The sequence below is a fragment of the Faecalibacterium sp. IP-3-29 genome (genome assembly GCF_023347335.1).
Lineage (GTDB): Bacteria > Bacillota > Clostridia > Oscillospirales > Ruminococcaceae > Faecalibacterium > Faecalibacterium duncaniae.
Map to the genome: position 1 here is coordinate 1,030,031 of NZ_CP094471.1, position 16,944 is coordinate 1,046,974.

A 16,944-nucleotide genomic window follows, 5' to 3' on the forward strand; every position below is an offset into this window, starting at 1 on the left:
GCTATTATTGGCACACTTGATTTTTTGAAGTGATTACCGTTATAAAGGGGTCCTATATGGAAAATACTGATATTCCCCAATTTCGTACTTATCGTGGTGAAATTGAACTTGAAGGGGTAGTAATACAGGTTGATATTTTTGTTGACAATGAAATGCTTGAAGACAGAAACAGCTTTTTAATAAGTTTTTTGTGCAAATCTAATACGATATATGAAATGATTTGCAGAAATATTTCAAAAAGCAAAGAATATTATGTGATTCTAAAATTCAACGGTGTAAAATCGAAACTTCGCATCCTTTCAGTATCACAAAGCTTTATTGGTAGTAATTCAGAAACATATAGAATCGGCCTTATGTGTTCTAATGATTTGCACATCTAAATTGGTTATGTGCAGCTATACGATTTTGAAAAAATTCGTAGGCGGCTGAAATAAAGCAAGCTTAAATTTCGTTGTTCTAATAAATATTTGTAAGAACATCATTTAGAGCGTATATAGGAGGCCTTTTTATGTTCGAGCAATTTTTCAAATCACAAGTTGCAGCTGTTTCTGACCCCTACCAGTGCAATCGCATCACGGATGCACTGGCAGCTGCTGGAATCAAATTCTATTGCAAAACCAAAGATGTCAATCGGCGGAATACGTTCGATCAGGCAAGAATTGGATCTTTAGGCATAAAACCGAAGTATGTCACAGAGATATTCGTGGACAAAGAAAATGCGGACATGGCACTACATATTGTACATAGCCTATGACATGGTATTGGTATGAAGTAAAGTTTTAGATGTCGGAGAATCTGAAATCATGTATGACAATAGACAAAATAACCGATTTAGCATATTCATCGGTGCTATTGTAGTAAGCCTACTTGTTCTTATCACAGGATGCTCATCTGCCCAAAAGGAAATCAATACAGACGAGCCAATCACAGAGGATAGCTCAAATCCAGTTACGTTAACAGTCTACCTTACGGCTCACTATGCAAATCCTGATACACATTGTCCTATCTATGAAAAACTGCTAGATTATCAAAAAGAGAACCCGAATATCACAATACAGTTCGTATCGCCCAAAGAGGGTGATACCGCAGAGCGTGAGGCAGAGATTCATCAGCTAAATACGGAAATCCTTTCAGGCAAGGGTCCCGACCTTTTTATTATGGAAGGAAACCGATTGACAAATGTTAATCTATTTCCAGATATCGAAAAGAGTATAATGAATGGAGCTTTTCTCGATCTCACCGATGTAATGGATTCAAACGGATTCACCGCAGAGAATTTTTATATGCCTCTTTTAGATGCTGGAAAACTAAAAGGAAAACAGTATATTTTACCTTTGTGCTTTTCAGTTCCAACTCTGACAAGTGCAGAAAGCGTTCTGAAAGACAGCAGATTTGATATGCAAGCCGCATCAAAAAGCCTTGCTGCCACGATGGATGAACTGCTGCGCATCTATAAGGAAAAACCAATGCTGGTTGTGACGGACTTTAGCATGACAAGCGCGTTATCGCAGCCGATCATCGATTACAAGAATCACATTATTAACTTGGACACAGCTAGTTGTCGGCAAACATTAGCATACGAGAAAGAATTCCGTACGGGTGAAATTTCTTATGAGATGCAAAATGGTTTGTTTGACAGTTTCAATCCAGAAGTAGTCCAAGATTATTTTGCAAACGGTGAACCTTTTGCTAGTCTTGACCCAAGCTATATGACGGTGGGACTTCTTCGGCAGTGTGCAGCTCTTGGAATCAAAACCGTAACACTTCCCATTCCCAATGAGCTAGGCGGTGTTACTGCTGAAATCGGTTCTTACGCAATGGGAAATCGAAACACAAAGCATCCAACAGAGGTAAAAGCACTTTTAGCTTATCTTCTTAGTGAAGAATGCCAGTCGAGTTCGGCGTTTGCAGATAAAGATATGTTTCCTGTCCGACGTGGATGTCTTAAAAAATGTATGGAAGCACAATATCAATTCAGTGTCTATGATGCATCCCATGAAAAAATAGGGCAAGAAGATATTGAAAACCGAAAAGAGATGTATGGTGACAATTTGACTGATGCACAGCTAGATCAACTTGAAACAATATGTGACAAGATCAATGCAGCGCAATATCACACAATTTGGTACCGTGCCTTGCAGCTTGATCAAAGTGAGGATGGCGGAAATCTTCTAAGCGAAACGATGGTTCAGTATTGGAATGATGAAATTACCCTTGATGAGCTTGTTGATCGACTTACTCCGCGGCTCAAATTGTACCTTGATGAATAAAATGAAAAAGAATCTTCAGAGCAATATCCTTCTTCTGCCGGCACTTATTGCCGGATTTTTTTGCTATCTGTTTCCAATCTTGATTGCTTTTTGGAAAAGTCTCTTTCTTGGAACAGGAACTGATTTTGTCGGCATACAAAATTATGTGGATCTTTTTGAAAATGAGGCATTTTCACTTGCCGTTAGAAATCTGTTTCATTTGTGGGCTATTATTATACCCGTCAATTTGGTTATTGGCATTTTCATTGCGGAAGTTTATATAAAGTTCCGACAAGAAAAACTTTGTCTGTTCTTCCTTGTTCCTTCAATACTTCCGGCAGCTTGTGTTGTGACAATCGCATCAAGCATCTTACGAAAATCTCCTAGCCAGTGGGGTGAAACACCATTTGCATTTTATGTGTTCCTTGTAATTGTGTTATGGAAAACGCTGGGATTCTCAATTTTAATTTTTATGGTTGCTATGAAATCCATTGAATCTGAGATCATAGATGCCGCCATGCTGGATGGAGTCAACCCTTTACAATGTTTTTGGTACATAAAGCTTCCAATAATAAAGAGTTCTTTATTGATTTGTGGAATCTTGACGATTTACAATAGCTTTCGATGTTTCCGTGAAGCCTATTTGATTGGAGGAAGTCATCCGAATGAACAATTATATAGTATTCAGCACTTTCTACAAAACAATTTTATGAATATGAACTATGCACGACTGGAAGCGGCATCTGTTTTGGTTGTGCTTTTTGTTGGGGCCGTTGTGCTGATCGGAATGTACTTGGCAAGAAAAAAGAGGAATAACTGATGAACCCACGAAAAGAAGCTACATATAGGATGTTATCTTTGATAGCTGCTGTGATTTTTGTGCTGCCATGCGTATTTCTTGTTTTCCCGATATTTGATATAAACCCAGATGACTTGTGGCAGATGGATTCTCTGATGGAATTCATTTGCGCCTATAAAAATACCGCGATTCTTGCAATTGTCGGAGTGCTTATTCAAATTGTGATTGCACTGCCTGCAGGTTATGCGATTGCCAGAATCCCATCTCCGAAAGCGCAGACATTTTTTCTTTTGACCTGTGTTTTCTTTTTGCTTTTGCCACAGCAAGCACTTATGCTCCCTCAATATCTGGTTCTGATGAATATTGGATGGTTGGATTCTCTGAAAGGGCTATTGATAATGACGGCTTTCCAGCCTTGGATGATTTTACTCTTTTGGTTCGCAGCAAAAAGAATTGACAGTAGCCTGTTCGATTCAGCAATTTGTGACGGCGCAAGCAACTGGGGGCTTTTTAGGAAAATTTATGCTCCAATTGTACGACCGTATGTTATGATTGCGGCATTCCTTTCTATCGCTGAGAGCTGGAATCTTTTGGAACAACCCATGACATTTTTGCAGAGCAAAGAAAAGTATCCGCTCTCTATGATTTTGATGCAGCTTTCAACGGATAATGCTGAATTAAAAAATGTCCTATGTTTGCTTTTTACGATTCCGCTGATGATTTTGTTCGGTACAATGGTAAAAAAGATAATCGATACATGAAAAATAAGAATGACTAGCTTGATTTCATTTCAGCAACAGGGTGGATATTTTGATCTTTGAACAATTCTGCAATAAATATGTTGTGCAATATGGAGAAATTTAATTATAAGTTTGGAAGTTGTTGATTTGCAACGCAAAATACGTTACAATAAACTTGAGGTGATAACCATGGAAAAAACGATGACACTCAATCTCCGTGTCAACCCTACTGTCAAGCAGCAAGCCGAAGACGTGCTGAAGCAACTCGGCATCCCGATGGCAACAGCTATTGATATGTACCTGCGCCAAATCACGCTGACTGGCGGCATTCCGTTCTCGCTATCCCTGCCGAAGGCTCCTGCGGCGCTGAACGCCGATACCATGACCGATGACCAGTTCCATGCAGCCTTGCAGGTGGGCATCAAGGAGATTCAGAACGGTGATACCGTGGATGCCGCAAGCGCATTCGCACAGTTCAGGGAACAGCACAGATGAAGCAGTATGACGTGAAAATTTCCCGTTCGGCACTCAGTGATATGGAGCAGATTTACAGCTACATTGCTGACCGTCTGCTGGAGCCTGACACAGCTATGGGGCAGTATAACCGCATTGCAGAGGCCATCCAATCGCTGAACATCCTGCCGGAACGCTGTGCGCTGGTTGAAAGCGAGCCGGAGCGCACCCAAGGACTGCGGCAGATGCTGGTGGACAACTACTCGGTATTCTACATCGTGGGCGAAAATACCGTGTCGGTGGCCCGTGTGCTGTACAGTGCATCCGACCTTGTGCGCCGTCTGCGGAGAATGAAGTGAAAGGGGTGTTTGCATGACCGCCGTGATTTATGCTCGCTATTCCAGCGACAACCAGCGTGAGGAATCCATCGAAGGCCAGATTCGTGAATGTACGGCTTATGCCGAAAAAAACGGCATCACCGTGGTCAAGCACTACATTGACCGCGCCCTTTCCGCCAAAACCGATAACCGCCCGGACTTCCAGCAGATGATCAAGGACAGCGAAAAACGGCTGTTTGACATCGTGCTGGTCTGGAAGCTCGACCGCTTTGCCCGAAACCGGTATGATTCAGCGCACTATGAGTACCAGTTAGAGAGGAATCATGTCAAGCTGGTATCTGCCACGGAGCCTATCTCTGACAGCCCTGCGGGTATCATGGTCAAGAGTATGCTCACTGGCATGGCTGAGTACTACTCGGCAGAGCTTTCTGAAAAAGTTGTGCGCGGCATGACTGAGAATGTGCTGAAAGGCAAGTACAACGGCGGCACGATTCCCATTGGTTTTAAGGTGGACGAGGAGAAGTTCTTTCAAATCGACCCGCTGAAAGCTCCCTTTGTGGTAGAAGCCTTCCAGCGGTACAATGAGGGCGCGACCATGAAAGAACTAATGAACTGGCTGAACGACAGTGGCGTGACCACCAACCGCAATCAGAAGTTTACCTACAACAGTGTTCAGAAGCTGTTGACGAACAAACGGTACATCGGAGAAAACCACTTCAAGGACATCGTAATGCCCGACAGCATCCCGGCCATCGTGGACAAGGACTTGTTTGAAGGAGTGCAGCTGAAAATCAAGAAGAACAGCCGTGCTCCTGCCCGTCACAAGGCCGAGGATGATTACTTGCTCACCACCAAGCTGTTCTGCGGAATGTGCGGTGCCATGATGTTCGGCGAGTGCGGCACGGGTCGGAACAAAGTTGTTCATCATTATTATAAGTGCGCCACCGCGAAGCGTTTCAAGACCTGCAAGAAAAAGACCGTCCGTAAGGAATGGCTGGAAGATTTGGTCGTAGCTGAAACCATGAAGCTGATTCAGGACGATGCCGTGATTGATGCCATCGTTGCAGAAGTCATGGAGTTGCAGGATCAGGAAAACACCACGCTTCCTTTGCTGGAAAAGCAGATGCGCGAGGTAGAGAACGGCATTGAGAATATGCTGAACGCTATCCAGGCGGGTGTGCTGACCAACTCCACCAAATCGCGTTTGGAAAAGCTGGAAGCCCAGCAGAAAGAACTTGAAGTTCGGATTGCCGAAGAAAAAATCGCTCGGCCGCGGTTGAGCGAAAATCAAGTTCGTTTCTGGCTGACCCGGTTCCGCAAGCTCGACCCGAACGTGAAAAGCCACCGGGAAACGCTTATCAATACATTCGTGAATGCTGTTTATCTCTACGATGAAAAAGTTTTGATTGCATTCAACTACAAAGACGGCACAAAAACTATCACTTTCGATGAAATCGCCGCCCAAAATGCCCCAGAGGGCAATGGTTCGGATTTAGGTTGCTTCGCTCCACCAAGAACTCCAGTATCCGAACCGGGTACTGGAGTTTCTGTTTTGTAATAACCTTCCCGGAGGCTAGGCGGGTGGATTCGAACAGCATCGACCCGCCGAACAGTCCGGCGGGGAAAAAAGCTTTTTAGATGCGCGGCTTGCGTAATCCACCCGCGCCCATAAAAGACCGTCAGCGTAGAGATACGCTGGCGGGCCTTGGCATGGAGCTGGCGGCGCGGCGCGGAAAACACTGCAAGCGTTAAATCAGATAACGGTTTCGATTGAAATCGGGGGTGTCACTGGCCCGCCTGCATGGCGAGCGGTGCACCCCTGATCTTTTTGTCGGAACAAAAAAGAAAAGCACCATACTTCCTACGAAGTACAGTGCTTTTTTGGTGGAGAATAGCGGGATCGAACCGCTGACCTCTTGCATGCCATGCAAGCGCTCTCCCAGCTGAGCTAATCCCCCACATATTCGGTTGGTGTCCTGCGACGTGAATTATTATACCAGCCGGGCGGGCGGTTGTCAACACCCAATTTGAAAAAGTTTGCAATAACAAAAAAGCCCTGCCGGGCACAGAGCCGGGCAGGGCGCGGAACAAAGTGAGGATGGGTTAGGCCTTTGCGTGCTGGCGGTCAAAGATCTGCGGAGCCACGCGGCAGAGCAGAACGGCGGCCACCATGGTCAGCAGGGTCTCGGGCAGCATGTAGCTGCCGTTGTACACCAGGCTGTAAGTCCAGGCGGACAGGCCTTCGTTCAGGTTGCCCCAGACCAGCACACCGGACAGGAAGCTGCACATAAAGCGCAGGAAGCCTGCCATAAAGGTGCCCACGGCCACGCCGACCATCCGGTTCTTGAAGGGACGGGCAAAGAACTCGGCAGTGCCCAGTGCCATAAAGGCCACCAGGTAGTCCAGCAGGACTTCACCCAGGAAATACAGGAAGGTCGGGGTCGGGGGTGCCCAGAAGCCCAGCAGCATCTGCAGGCAGCCGTTGACAAAGCCGGTGAACAGGCCCCACTTCACGCCGTGGCGGAAGGAGACCAGCACAAAAGGCAGCATGCTCAGCAGGGTAACGCTGCCGCCGTTGGGCAGGGTGAAGAACTTGATGTTGCTCAGTACGGTGCCAATGGCAATCATCAGGGCGCACTCCACAAGAATGCGGGTCTTGGAATAGGTTTTTGACATGGGAGATTCCTCTTCTCAGATAATAGTACACAAAAACAAATGCACCTGCACAAAAAGGCAGGCGCATGGGCTTCGTTTGTGAAGAGGGTGGACCTTTCCGCAAACTACCTACGCCGGCATTACCCGGATCAGGTTCGAGGGTACTCCGCTCAGGTGCGGATCTCAGCTTTTCAGCGCCCCTGTTTTTATGTCCAGCTCCCAGTATAGCGGTCAGCGCCCAAATGTCAAGCCCCGGCGGGCATATTGGCGGCCGCTGGCTCATATTTTTTAGGGAGACCGCAAACAGGGGAGGCGTGACCGGATGAACGTGGAGCCGGAGCAGCGGGCGGCGCTGCTGGGAGAGTACATTGCAGAGCACAGTGCCACGGTGCGGGCAGCCGCCCGGGCGTTCGGGTGCAGCAAATCAACGGTGCACAAGGACGTATCCACCCGCCTGCGGGCCGTGGATGCGGCCCTGTTTGCCCGGGTGCAGGCCGTGCTGGCCCGCAACAAGGCCGAGCGCCATCTGCGGGGCGGGGCGGCGACCAGACGCAAATACAAAAAGTAGGAGAGCGGTGCAGGGAGGCCTGTGCCGCTCTCCTGTTTATTTGTGCCGGAACTGCTCTAGCGCGGCCTTTTCCAGCCGGGAGACCTGCGCCTGGCTGATGCCGATCTCCCGCGCCACCTCCATCTGGGTCTCGCCCTTGAGGTAGCGCAGCTCCATGATCCGCTTTTCGCGCGGGGTCAGCCCGGCCACGGTCTGCCGGAACTCCAACCCGCTGATCCAGCTGTCCTCGCTGTCCGGGTCGCGCACCTGATCGATGACATACATGGCATCGCCGCCATCGGTGTAAAGGGGCTCTTCCAGGCTGATGGGCTCCACCACCGATTCCAGCGCCGCGTTCACCTCCCGGCGGGAAAGCCCTGCCTGCCGGGCCACCTCGTCCACGGTGGGCTCCCGGCCCAACTGCTTTTCCAGCGTCTCCCGGGCCTGCATGGCCTTGTAGGCAGCATCGCGCAGGCTGCGGCTGACCCGCAGGGCGTTGTTGTCCCGCAGGAAGCGCCGGATCTCCCCGATGATCATGGGCACGCCGTAGGTGGAAAACCGCACCGGCTGGGCCGGGTCAAAGTTGTCGATGGCTTTGATGAGCCCGATGCACCCCACCTGAAACAGGTCGTCCAGATTCTCCCCCCGCTGCGCGAACCGCTGCACCACGCTCAGGACAAGCCGCAGGTTGCCCTCGATCATGGCCTGCCGGGCGGCGGCATCGCCTGCCCGCGCCCGGGTGAGCAGCTGCCGCTTTTCCGCTTCGGAAAGCACCGGCAGCTGGGCCGTGTCCACCCCGCATAATTCCACTTTGTTGTACATCCCCCGAACCTCCGGTTACGTTGATACCGGAAGTATGGGGTAAGAGGGCGGGGAAGATACATGGGAATTGTTAGCAGCCTCGCCCTCTCAGTCATTGCTTCGCAATGCCAGCTCTCCCAAAGGGAGAGCCTTTGGCAGGGCAACCGCAAGCAGGTGCTAAAGGCTGGGGCAGTCTTGGCTCCCCCTTTGGGGGAGCTGGCGCGTTAGCGCCTGAGAGGGTGAGCCAGCTGCCGGTTACTCCCGCTCCAGCACCTCTTTCAGCTGACGGATGATCCGCTTTTCCAGCCGGGAGATGTAGCTTTGGCTGATGCCAAGGGCATCGGCGGCTTCCTTCTGGGTGTGCTCCACGCCGTCCACAAGGCCGAAGCGCAGCTCCATGATCTGCCGCTCCCGGGGGGCCAGCTGCTCCACGGAGCGCCGGAGGGTGGCGCGCTCGGCGGCCTGCTCCAATTGCAGGCCCACAAGGTTTTCGTCGCTGCCCAGCACGTCCGAGAGCAGCAGCTCGTTGCCGTCGCCGTCGGTGTTCAGGGGCTCGTCGATGCTGGCCTCCTGCCGCCGGTTGGAGCTTTTGCGCAGGTACATCAGGATCTCGTTGCCGATGCACCGGCTGGCGTAGGTGGCCAGCTTGATGTTCCGCGCGGGCGTAAAGGTGTTCACCGCCTTGATCAGCCCGATGGTGCCAATGGAGATCATGTCCTCCTGCGGCACGCCGCTGTTCTCGTACTTTTTGGCAAGATAGACCACCAGCCGCAGGTTGTGGGTGATGAGGTCATCGCGCGCGGCGGCATCCCCCGCCATCATCCGGATCAGCAGGGCCTTTTCCTGTTCCGGTGTCAGCGGCGGCGGCAGGCTGGGCCCGCCGTTGATGTAGTGGGCGGCGGAAGGGGCAAGAAGCGAGAGGAAAAGGCGGCGTAGAAGTGAAATAAGACGATGCAAGATGGTTCCTCCTTTGACGGGTAAACCCTCTCCGTCAATGCTAACGCATTGCCACCTCTCCCGAAGGGAGAGGCTTTGGCATTTTGGTAGAGTTTGAGCAAAAGTAATTAGCAGAAGTGGCCCGATTTGCCAAGGGCTCCCACTTTGGGGGAGCTGGCACGACGCTAGTCGTGACTGAGAGGGTGAGCTTGCTGAAAATGGTCCCCGGCTTCCACCCCCACCAGCACATCCCACCCATCGGGCGGCGGGGGGAGGTCGGCGAAGGCGGCATAGAACCTCTCAGTCTCGCTTTGCTCGACAGCTCCCCTGGCAGGGGAGCCAAGAGAGGCTTTGCAAACCACAAAAGCTGCCGGGACGGCCGGCAGGATACAGTGCCCGGCCACGGTGGTGCAGGGGACAAGGCGCACCCCCAGCGCCGGGACGGGCAGGGGAGCGGCCCCGGCAAAGTGCTGCTCCAGATAAGTACCCAGGGCGGGCGGCAGGCGGCTCTGCACGGCACCGAACCGCACCAGCACCACCGCCCGGCCCGAAAGCGGCTCCTGCACCGAAAAGCCGGTGTCGCAGAAGGCCCGGACATCCAGCGCTGTGTCTGCCACGGTGAGCCGGGCGGGGAACACCCGCCCGCCGCCCCGGCCCAGAAAGCGGAGCACCCCCTGCACAGCCAGCACCACCCCGCCCGCGCCCGCCAGCAGTGCCCCCGGCGAAAGGGGTAGGTAGATGCAGCCGTTGTTGGTCTGTGCCCCGGGCAGCAGCAGCGCCCCCGCCAGCAGCAGATTTCCCGCGCAGAACCACCCAACAAGCCGGGCAAAGCATCTGACCCCGGGCCGGCCGTAGGCGGCGGCCACCGTGAGGGCGGCGGTTGACACTTTATATAAGAGCGCGGCAGCGTCCGGCGCTTCCGGGGCCAGCAGAGCCAACGAGGAAGCTGCCCCCGCCGCCCCGCCCAACAGCAGCCGCCCGGCCCGGCACTCCACCCCGGCCAGCAGCCCCGCCGCCAGCAGGAACAGCAGCGTGAGCGCAAAATTTGTCAGCAGCAGGACATCGAGGTAGATCACAGTCTTGATGGGCGGCACCTTCTTTCTGGTATTGATAGGGTAACAGAAGCGTAAGAAAAAGGATGTCGGAACACGGGCTCGCCCTCTCAGGCGCTAACGCGCCAGCTCCCCCAAAGGGGGAGCCAAGACTGCCCCGGCCTTTAGCAGCTGCTTGCGGTGGTCCTGCCAAAGGCTCCCCCCTCGGGGGAGCTGGCAAAGCCGCAAGGCTTTGACTGAGAGGGTTGAGCCCCTTTGAAAAACTTTTTTCACAAATTTCCAAAAAAGGCTTGCAAAAGGGAGCGGGAAGAGTTATAATACATCTCGCAGTCAATTGTGCGCTGCGCAATTGCGTTTTGAAAGATGTGCCTCTTTAGCTCAGTCGGTTAGAGCACCTGACTGTTAATCAGGGTGTCGCCTGTTCGAGTCAGGCAAGAGGCGCCATTAGGCGGCGAGGGCAACTTCGCCGCTTGTTTTTTAACCGGATGTTGTAACCAATCTGAGACTTTTTTCACAAAATCTTCAAAATTAATGATTTCTTAAAAAATGTCCTCTTGAAGATGCTGTCAGATTGTGGTATACTACACCCAAACCTTGGAACAGTTTTTAAACGTTCTGTGGTGATTGACTCAGATCAAAGGGTAGGCGCTCCCTTCTTTTGATAGCAGCGGACTTCTGCTTTGCCCTGGTTCTCCGCAGGGCAGGGCAAAGCAGAAGGCTATGCGCTGTTAAACCGGAGTGCAAAAAGAAAACCTTTTTCATTTGTCAGACCTACAGCCAAAACAACAGCAAACTGGGGCTTGTGCAAACAGACCGGGTGTGCTAGAATAAAAGCCGTAGTTTTGAAATAGACACAGTACATTGAAAAAGAGATCGTTTGCTTTTGGTTGTCGGTCTCTTGTAAAGGAAACATCGTATGCGTTATACCTATGTGCGGCAGCACGATTCTACGGACTGCGCGGCCGCTTCGCTCGCAATGGTGTGCCTCCATTACAAAAAGGAAATCACCATCACCCGCCTGCGGGATATGATGGGAACCGACATGAAAGGCACGAACCTCGTTGGCCTGCAGAAAGCAGCCAATGAGCTGGGCTTCAGCACGGCGGCTGTCCGTGTTGACCGCGAAAACTTTTTAAGCGATTTCACACTGCCCGCGATTGCGCAGGTCATTACCGACCAGGGCCTGACCCACTTTGTGGTCATCTTCAAAAAGACGACCATCAAGGATGACGATGCCCGCCGCAAGCATGTGGTGCAGGAAGAAGAACGCAAGGCTGATGCAAGCAAAAAGTACAAATGCAAGGATTATGTCGTCATCGGCGACCCTGCAAATGAACTGAAAAAAATCAGCCTGGATGAGTTCTATAAAAACTTCACCGGCGTGCTGCTGCTGCTGAACCCCACAGCGGAGTTCAAGGGCGGCACAGGCAAGCATAAGGTGGAGGGTAAAGAGGAAGCCAAGGCAGCCCGCAACAACATGTTGAAGCGGTACATGGATCTGCTGCTTCCCCAGAAAAAGCTGTTTGCTTACGCTATTCTCAGTTCAGTGATCCTGACACTGATCGGCATCGTGTCCACCGTCTTTAATAAGGCGATCATGGACGAGGTGCTGCCTTATGGGCTGAAAAACCTGCTCATATCGCTCATTGTCGTGTTCAGCGTGGTCAACCTGACCAGCACGCTGCTTTCGACCGTGAGACAGTGGATCCTGATCTTCCTTTCCATTAAAATCGATATCCCGTTGATGCTGGGCTACTTCGAGCATGTGTACAAACTGCCGATGAAGTTCTTTGCATCCCGTAAGACCGGCGAGATCACCACCCGCTATTCCGATGCAAGCACCATCAAATCGGTGCTGACCAGCATTGCAATGAGCGTGGTCATGGACATTGTGATGGCCGTGGGTACAGGTTTTGTTCTGTTCCGGATGAACTCCTCGCTGTTCTCCATTACCCTGTTTACCACCGTTCTGAGCCTGCTGCTCGTCATCATCTTCAAGCAGCCCTATAAGCGGATCAATGAAGAGACGATGGTACAGTCGGCGGTTCTGAACAGCCAGATGATCGAGAGCCTGCGCGGCATCGAGACCATCAAGTGCAACGCCTGCGAAGAGCGCGAGCTGGAAGCCCTTGAGCGTGAATACATCAAGAGCCTGAAGATCAGCCTGCGTTCCAGCAAGATCAGCACCGGCCAGAGCCTGATCTCCAGCGTGATCATGACCGTGTTGAACATGGTCACCACCTATGTGGGCATCACGCAGGTGCTGAATGGCCAGCTGACGCTGGGCGGCTACATGGCGTTCAGCACCCTTTCGGGCTACTTTACTTCTCCGGTGAGCGAGCTCATCAGTATGCAGATGTCCATTCAGGAAGCTTCCATCTCCATGAAGCGCCTGACGGAGATCATGGATTATGAATCCGAGCAGGACGATGACCGCGAGTACACCGAGATGGAGAGCATGGAGGGCGACATTGAGTTCAAGGATGTCACCTTCCGGTATGGCAACCGCACCCCGGCACTGGACCACATCTCCTTCACCATCCCGCAGGGGAAAAAGGTGGCGCTGGTTGGTTCCTCGGGTTCCGGCAAGTCCACCATCACCAAGCTCCTGCTCAAGTATTACGAGCCGGAGAGCGGTACCATCAGCGTGAATGGCGTTGATCTGGACGAGTACAGCAATGCATCCGTCCGCCGCTGCATTTCTTATGTCCCGCAGAACGTTGAGCTGTTCAGCAAGACGATCTTCGAGAATATCCGCATCTCCCGCCCCGAGGCTACCCTCGATCAGGTACGGGAGGCGGCCAAGAAGGCCGACGCACACGAGTTCATCCGCAAGCTGCCGCTGCAGTACAACACCTATCTGGAGGAAGCTGGCAACGGCCTGTCCGGTGGTGAAAAGCAGCGCATTGCACTGGCCCGTGCGTTCCTGAAGGATTCGAGCCTTTACATCTTTGATGAATCGACCTCCAGCCTGGACTTTGGTACAGAGAATACCATCTTTGATATGATCTATAACCAGCTGGCTGACCGTTCGATGCTGATCGTGGCACATCGCCTTTCCACCATCCGAGACTGTGACCTGATCCTGGTCATGGATCACGGCCAGATCGTGGAGCGCGGTACCCATGACGAGCTGCTGGCAAAGCAGGGCAAGTATTACGAGCTCTGGAACCTGCAGCAGGGCATCTTCCGCCGTAAGAAGGAAGAGCCTGCACCCGTTGCCCCCGCGGCAGTTGTTGAAGAAGACGACGATGGCGAGGCAATGACCTATTAAGTTGCAGCCGAGTGCGCACTCGGTTACATAAATGATCTTTGGATGGATGCGCAGCCGGAAAAAGATCGCTAAAATAAGTTTTTTCATTCATTTGAAGGGAGTAATTCATTATGATGATGCCTGCAAACTACTCTGTTATCGCAGAGAACGAAATGACCTACGTCAACGGTGGCGCTAACTTCATCGACGCTATCGGCGCTGTTACCGCTCCTATCTGGACTCTGGACAACGTTAAGACCTTCAACACCAACATCGTGACTCTGGTTGGCAACACCTTCCTGCAGTCCACCATTGACCGCACCATCGGTGTCCTGTTCAGCGGCAACACCACCTGGAAGGAAGTCGGCAACATCGGCAAGAACCTGTTCGGCACCAATGTTAAGGGCAACCCGATCGAGAAGAACAACTTTGGTGACTATGCTATGAACGCTCTGGGCATTGCTGCTGCTGTCTACAACCTGGGCGTGGCTCCCACCAAGAACACCGTCAAGGAGACTGACGTTAAGTTCACTGTCTAATTAGACGTGATCTGAAATTATGAAGCGTTGAGGAAACTGCACCGCCCTACTTGTTAGCGCGGGGCAGACAACAATGCCTCGTTATGGTGTGCCAGGAGGCGTGTGCCTCCTGGCACACCTTATTTTTATGTTGCTTATCGCGTTGCGGTAGGCAATTGTGTGTGGTAGAAGATTATGTTTATCCTTACAGGAATGCTCTTTACATAGTGACACTTTATCGCTGTGTGAGTGGCTTACCGTGAGCATCCTCACCCTCTCAGGCGCTTTGCGCCAGCTCTCCCGAAGGGAGAGCCCTTGGCATAGCGCAGTGTACGGCGGGTTTCCCTTTGCGTAGTGTGAACGCAGACTTGCCCACAGTGCAGGGAGTGAATCGTTCTGTCAAAACCTCCCACTTTGGGGGAGGTGGCAGCGCGTGTGCGCTGACGGAGAGGGTGAGCCCGGTAGAGGTATAAGCTGATGAAAAAGACGACAGTTGTCAAGAATAACGACATGCTGGATGTAGCCCGAAGACTTCGGAGGGAAATGACACCACAGGAGCAACGGCTTTGGTATGTTTTCTTGCGGAAATATCCGGTAAAATTCTACAAACAGCGGATCATTGAATCGTTTATTGTGGATTTTTATTGCGCGGATGCAAGATTGGTTATTGAACTTGACGGCTCACAGCATTATACTGAACAGGGGAAAGCTTACGATGAGGAACGAAGTGCTATCCTGCATGGCTATGGCTTGAAAGTTTTACGGTTCTCTAATCGGGATGTTAACAATCATTTTGATGCTGTATGCGAGACCATTGATAGGGAAGTACAAATTCGGATATAAAAGCAGCTGTGACCCTTTTTGTCAAGAGCTCCCACTTTGGGGGAGCTGGCAAAGCCGTTAGGCTTTGACTGAGAGGGTGAGACCGCTTTGAGGAGAGTCTTTGGCAAAACGGTAAAAAAGAATCTTTTCCCCCAGACAATTGCTTATTGCAAACAAAAAAGAAACAGGTGGACATTATTATGAGAGAGATCCAAGTTGCAGAAAACAAGACCCTGAAGCTGACCAACGTTCTGGCACGCAAGATCGATGCCAGCGAGCTGGGCAACCTGGGCGTGATCCTGACCCAGATGCAGAACTTTATCAAGAGCCACAGCGCCATGCCGGTTGGCCCTGTGATCCAGTGCGTCAAGTTTACCTCCGGCCCCAACCCGGAGCCGCAGATCTATTTTATGATGCAGGTCAACCAGCTCATCCCCCGCCTGGAGCCGGGCTACGAGCAGGACGCTGTGCTGCGGGTGAAGGGCTGCCTGTACGCCCACTTCACCGGCCCCATGGACCACAGCAGCCTTGCCAGCCAGAAGCTGAACATCTATGCCTACGAGCACGAGATCGAGCTGACCGGCACCGCCTACAGCATCTACGTCAATCAGGACAGCGAAAACGGTGTCATGGACGTTTTTATGGAGACGAAGTAATATGACCACTCGCATTCAGAATCTTTCCGACCTGCAGGACCGCCGCATTATGATGGAGAAGAAGCTGCCGGCCTTTGGCTACGCGCTCATTCTTCTGGTGGCTTTCCTCATGGTGTTTCTGGTGATCTGGAGCACCCAGAACAAGCGCACCTACGTCAGCCAGTCCACTGGCTCAGTGCAGGCGGCCAACAAGACCTATATCATGTCCAGTTACTCCGGCTCCATCACCGAGCTGAACATCTCGGAGGGCAGCTATGTCACCGAGGGCGACCTCATTGCCCACATCAAGAGCACCGATCTGGACATCCAGCAGGACAGCTACCAGAAGCAGCTGGACATCTACAAAAAGCAAAAGAGCCAGTACGAGAAGCTGCTCAAGTCCATTCAGGACGACAAGAACTACTTCAGCGAGACCGACATCGATGATCAGCCCTATTACTACCAGTACGAGAGCTACAAGAGCCAGGTCAGCCAGAAGGCGTTCGACGCTTCGCCCTATCAGGCCGCCGGTTACACCGACGAGCAGATCAAGACCATGATGGAGCAGAACCAGAGCGAGGTGGAGAGCCTGTACTACTCCACCCTGCAGTCTATTTCTGCCAACCTGACCAGCGTGCAGGCCAACATTGACAACATCGAGGCCCAGCTGGATGCCCTGAACACCGGCGCAAACGATTACTACATCTACGCTCCCACTTCCGGTGTCATCCACATGGACACCCCCTACAAGGTGGGTATGGTGCTCAGCGCAGGCTCCGCTCTGGCCACCGTTGCCAGCGAGAACAGCGACCTTGAGATCGTGGCGGCTGTCACCGTCAACGACCGGCCGCTGATCAACGTGGGCGACCCCTGCAAGATCGCCATCACCGGCCTGTCGGAGTATTCCTACGGCACCCTGACCGGCACTGTTACCTCCATCGACAGTGACGTGACCACCAACACCAGCGGGTCCTACTACAAGATGACCATCAAGCCGGACAACACCTATGTCGTGAGCACCAGCGGCGACAAGGTGGATCTCTCCAACGGCATGAGCGTCACCGCCCGTGTGGAGTACGATGAACTGACTTACTTTGACTATGTGATGGAGGCCCTGGGCGTGCTGTTCCGCTAAGCGCCCGCCGA

Annotated in this window: 18 protein-coding genes, 2 tRNA genes and 1 riboswitch; of the genes, 15 read left to right on the plus strand and 5 right to left on the minus strand. The window is 52.0% G+C overall.

Going from position 1 to position 16,944, the window contains the following annotated elements; all coding sequences use genetic code 11:
• Nucleotides 1-56 precede the first annotated feature (56 nt).
• The 8 genes from MTP40_RS04920 (at nt 57) to MTP40_RS04955 (ending at nt 6,137) form a co-directional block, all read left to right on the plus strand.
• On the plus strand, nt 57-380 hold the full coding sequence (locus tag MTP40_RS04920) for a hypothetical protein (RefSeq protein WP_249259927.1): 324 nt from the start codon (nt 57-59) through the stop codon (nt 378-380).
• 128 nt (nt 381-508) lie between these two features.
• The gene (locus MTP40_RS04925; RefSeq protein WP_158400135.1) at nt 509-754 is read left to right on the plus strand and encodes a hypothetical protein; all 246 of its coding nucleotides are present in this window, start codon (nt 509-511) and stop codon (nt 752-754) included.
• Between the two features lie 49 nt (nt 755-803).
• A complete protein-coding gene (locus MTP40_RS04930) occupies nt 804-2,270 on the plus strand; it encodes an ABC transporter substrate-binding protein (protein ID WP_249259928.1) in 1,467 nt (488 codons plus the stop codon).
• Between the two features lies 1 nt (nt 2,271).
• The gene (locus MTP40_RS04935; RefSeq protein WP_157774374.1) at nt 2,272-3,069 is read left to right on the plus strand and encodes a carbohydrate ABC transporter permease; all 798 of its coding nucleotides are present in this window, start codon (nt 2,272-2,274) and stop codon (nt 3,067-3,069) included.
• Nucleotides 3,069-3,809 (plus strand): carbohydrate ABC transporter permease, encoded by a 741-nt coding sequence (locus tag MTP40_RS04940; RefSeq protein WP_249259929.1) that lies wholly within the window; start codon nt 3,069-3,071, stop codon nt 3,807-3,809. Before MTP40_RS04935 ends, MTP40_RS04940 begins: the two co-directional genes overlap by 1 nt.
• A 168-nt stretch (nt 3,810-3,977) precedes the next feature.
• Nucleotides 3,978-4,283, plus strand: a complete 306-nt coding sequence (locus MTP40_RS04945) for a type II toxin-antitoxin system RelB/DinJ family antitoxin (protein WP_249259930.1) — start codon at nt 3,978-3,980, stop codon at nt 4,281-4,283.
• A complete protein-coding gene (locus MTP40_RS04950; RefSeq protein ID WP_112149144.1) occupies nt 4,280-4,600 on the plus strand; it encodes a type II toxin-antitoxin system RelE/ParE family toxin in 321 nt (106 codons plus the stop codon). Before MTP40_RS04945 ends, MTP40_RS04950 begins: the two co-directional genes overlap by 4 nt.
• A gap of 13 nt (nt 4,601-4,613) precedes the next feature.
• A complete protein-coding gene (locus tag MTP40_RS04955) occupies nt 4,614-6,137 on the plus strand; it encodes a recombinase family protein (RefSeq protein ID WP_249259931.1) in 1,524 nt (507 codons plus the stop codon).
• 324 nt (nt 6,138-6,461) lie between these two features.
• On the opposite strand, the gene MTP40_RS04960 is transcribed toward MTP40_RS04955, so the two are convergent.
• Both MTP40_RS04960 and thiT read right to left on the minus strand, forming a co-directional pair.
• Nucleotides 6,462-6,537, minus strand: a tRNA-Ala gene (locus tag MTP40_RS04960).
• A gap of 145 nt (nt 6,538-6,682) precedes the next feature.
• Complete coding sequence (thiT, locus tag MTP40_RS04965; protein WP_005932129.1) at nt 6,683-7,255, minus strand: energy-coupled thiamine transporter ThiT; 573 nt, start codon at nt 7,253-7,255, stop codon at nt 6,683-6,685.
• 88 nt (nt 7,256-7,343) lie between these two features.
• A riboswitch (TPP riboswitch) is annotated at nt 7,344-7,446 on the minus strand.
• A gap of 110 nt (nt 7,447-7,556) precedes the next feature.
• Between thiT and MTP40_RS04970 the strand changes: the two genes are divergently transcribed.
• Entirely contained in the window at nt 7,557-7,802 is a 246-nt protein-coding gene (locus MTP40_RS04970) for a sporulation transcriptional regulator SpoIIID (RefSeq protein ID WP_005932131.1), read from the plus strand.
• A gap of 36 nt (nt 7,803-7,838) precedes the next feature.
• Here MTP40_RS04970 and sigG read toward each other — a convergent pair whose 3' ends face one another.
• The 3 genes from sigG to MTP40_RS04985 form a co-directional block, all read right to left on the minus strand.
• A complete protein-coding gene (gene sigG / locus MTP40_RS04975; protein WP_097770583.1) occupies nt 7,839-8,603 on the minus strand; it encodes an RNA polymerase sporulation sigma factor SigG in 765 nt (254 codons plus the stop codon).
• Between the two features lie 234 nt (nt 8,604-8,837).
• Nucleotides 8,838-9,539 (minus strand): sigma-70 family RNA polymerase sigma factor, encoded by a 702-nt coding sequence (locus tag MTP40_RS04980; protein WP_442900441.1) that lies wholly within the window; start codon nt 9,537-9,539, stop codon nt 8,838-8,840.
• A gap of 164 nt (nt 9,540-9,703) precedes the next feature.
• Nucleotides 9,704-10,612: a sigma-E processing peptidase SpoIIGA gene (locus tag MTP40_RS04985; RefSeq protein ID WP_249259932.1), complete on the minus strand. Its 909-nt coding sequence runs from the start codon at nt 10,610-10,612 to the stop codon at nt 9,704-9,706.
• 325 nt (nt 10,613-10,937) lie between these two features.
• Here MTP40_RS04985 and MTP40_RS04990 point away from each other — a divergent pair.
• The 6 genes from MTP40_RS04990 (at nt 10,938) to MTP40_RS05015 (ending at nt 16,933) form a co-directional block, all read left to right on the plus strand.
• Nucleotides 10,938-11,014 (plus strand) — tRNA-Asn (locus MTP40_RS04990).
• A 472-nt stretch (nt 11,015-11,486) separates the two neighbouring features.
• The gene (locus tag MTP40_RS04995; RefSeq protein WP_249259933.1) at nt 11,487-13,844 is read left to right on the plus strand and encodes a peptidase domain-containing ABC transporter; all 2,358 of its coding nucleotides are present in this window, start codon (nt 11,487-11,489) and stop codon (nt 13,842-13,844) included.
• A gap of 110 nt (nt 13,845-13,954) precedes the next feature.
• Nucleotides 13,955-14,362: a microbial anti-inflammatory protein gene (locus MTP40_RS05000; protein ID WP_249259934.1), complete on the plus strand. Its 408-nt coding sequence runs from the start codon at nt 13,955-13,957 to the stop codon at nt 14,360-14,362.
• Nucleotides 14,363-14,818: 456 nt separating this feature from the next.
• On the plus strand, nt 14,819-15,184 hold the full coding sequence (locus tag MTP40_RS05005; protein WP_097770588.1) for an endonuclease domain-containing protein: 366 nt from the start codon (nt 14,819-14,821) through the stop codon (nt 15,182-15,184).
• 179 nt (nt 15,185-15,363) lie between these two features.
• On the plus strand, nt 15,364-15,819 hold the full coding sequence (locus tag MTP40_RS05010) for a hypothetical protein (protein WP_154276424.1): 456 nt from the start codon (nt 15,364-15,366) through the stop codon (nt 15,817-15,819).
• Nucleotide 15,820: 1 nt separating this feature from the next.
• Entirely contained in the window at nt 15,821-16,933 is a 1,113-nt protein-coding gene (locus tag MTP40_RS05015; RefSeq protein WP_117477314.1) for an HlyD family secretion protein, read from the plus strand.
• Nucleotides 16,934-16,944 lie beyond the last annotated feature (11 nt).

What these genes read in the sequence shown, in the direction of transcription:
- MTP40_RS04920 (WP_249259927.1), top strand. Translation starts at nt 57, where the DNA reads ATGGAAAATACTGATATTCCCCAATTTCGTACTTATCGTGGTGAAATT.
- MTP40_RS04925 (WP_158400135.1), top strand. Translation starts at nt 509, where the DNA reads ATGTTCGAGCAATTTTTCAAATCACAAGTTGCAGCTGTTTCTGACCCC.
- MTP40_RS04930 (WP_249259928.1), top strand. Translation starts at nt 804, where the DNA reads ATGTATGACAATAGACAAAATAACCGATTTAGCATATTCATCGGTGCT.
- MTP40_RS04935 (WP_157774374.1), top strand. Translation starts at nt 2,272, where the DNA reads ATGAAAAAGAATCTTCAGAGCAATATCCTTCTTCTGCCGGCACTTATT.
- MTP40_RS04940 (WP_249259929.1), top strand. Translation starts at nt 3,069, where the DNA reads ATGAACCCACGAAAAGAAGCTACATATAGGATGTTATCTTTGATAGCT.
- MTP40_RS04945 (WP_249259930.1), top strand. Translation starts at nt 3,978, where the DNA reads ATGGAAAAAACGATGACACTCAATCTCCGTGTCAACCCTACTGTCAAG.
- MTP40_RS04950 (WP_112149144.1), top strand. Translation starts at nt 4,280, where the DNA reads ATGAAGCAGTATGACGTGAAAATTTCCCGTTCGGCACTCAGTGATATG.
- MTP40_RS04955 (WP_249259931.1), top strand. Translation starts at nt 4,614, where the DNA reads ATGACCGCCGTGATTTATGCTCGCTATTCCAGCGACAACCAGCGTGAG.
- thiT (WP_005932129.1), bottom strand. Translation starts at nt 7,255, where the DNA reads ATGTCAAAAACCTATTCCAAGACCCGCATTCTTGTGGAGTGCGCCCTG.
- MTP40_RS04970 (WP_005932131.1), top strand. Translation starts at nt 7,557, where the DNA reads ATGAACGTGGAGCCGGAGCAGCGGGCGGCGCTGCTGGGAGAGTACATT.
- sigG (WP_097770583.1), bottom strand. Translation starts at nt 8,603, where the DNA reads ATGTACAACAAAGTGGAATTATGCGGGGTGGACACGGCCCAGCTGCCG.
- MTP40_RS04995 (WP_249259933.1), top strand. Translation starts at nt 11,487, where the DNA reads ATGCGTTATACCTATGTGCGGCAGCACGATTCTACGGACTGCGCGGCC.
- MTP40_RS05000 (WP_249259934.1), top strand. Translation starts at nt 13,955, where the DNA reads ATGATGATGCCTGCAAACTACTCTGTTATCGCAGAGAACGAAATGACC.
- MTP40_RS05005 (WP_097770588.1), top strand. Translation starts at nt 14,819, where the DNA reads ATGAAAAAGACGACAGTTGTCAAGAATAACGACATGCTGGATGTAGCC.
- MTP40_RS05010 (WP_154276424.1), top strand. Translation starts at nt 15,364, where the DNA reads ATGAGAGAGATCCAAGTTGCAGAAAACAAGACCCTGAAGCTGACCAAC.
- MTP40_RS05015 (WP_117477314.1), top strand. Translation starts at nt 15,821, where the DNA reads ATGACCACTCGCATTCAGAATCTTTCCGACCTGCAGGACCGCCGCATT.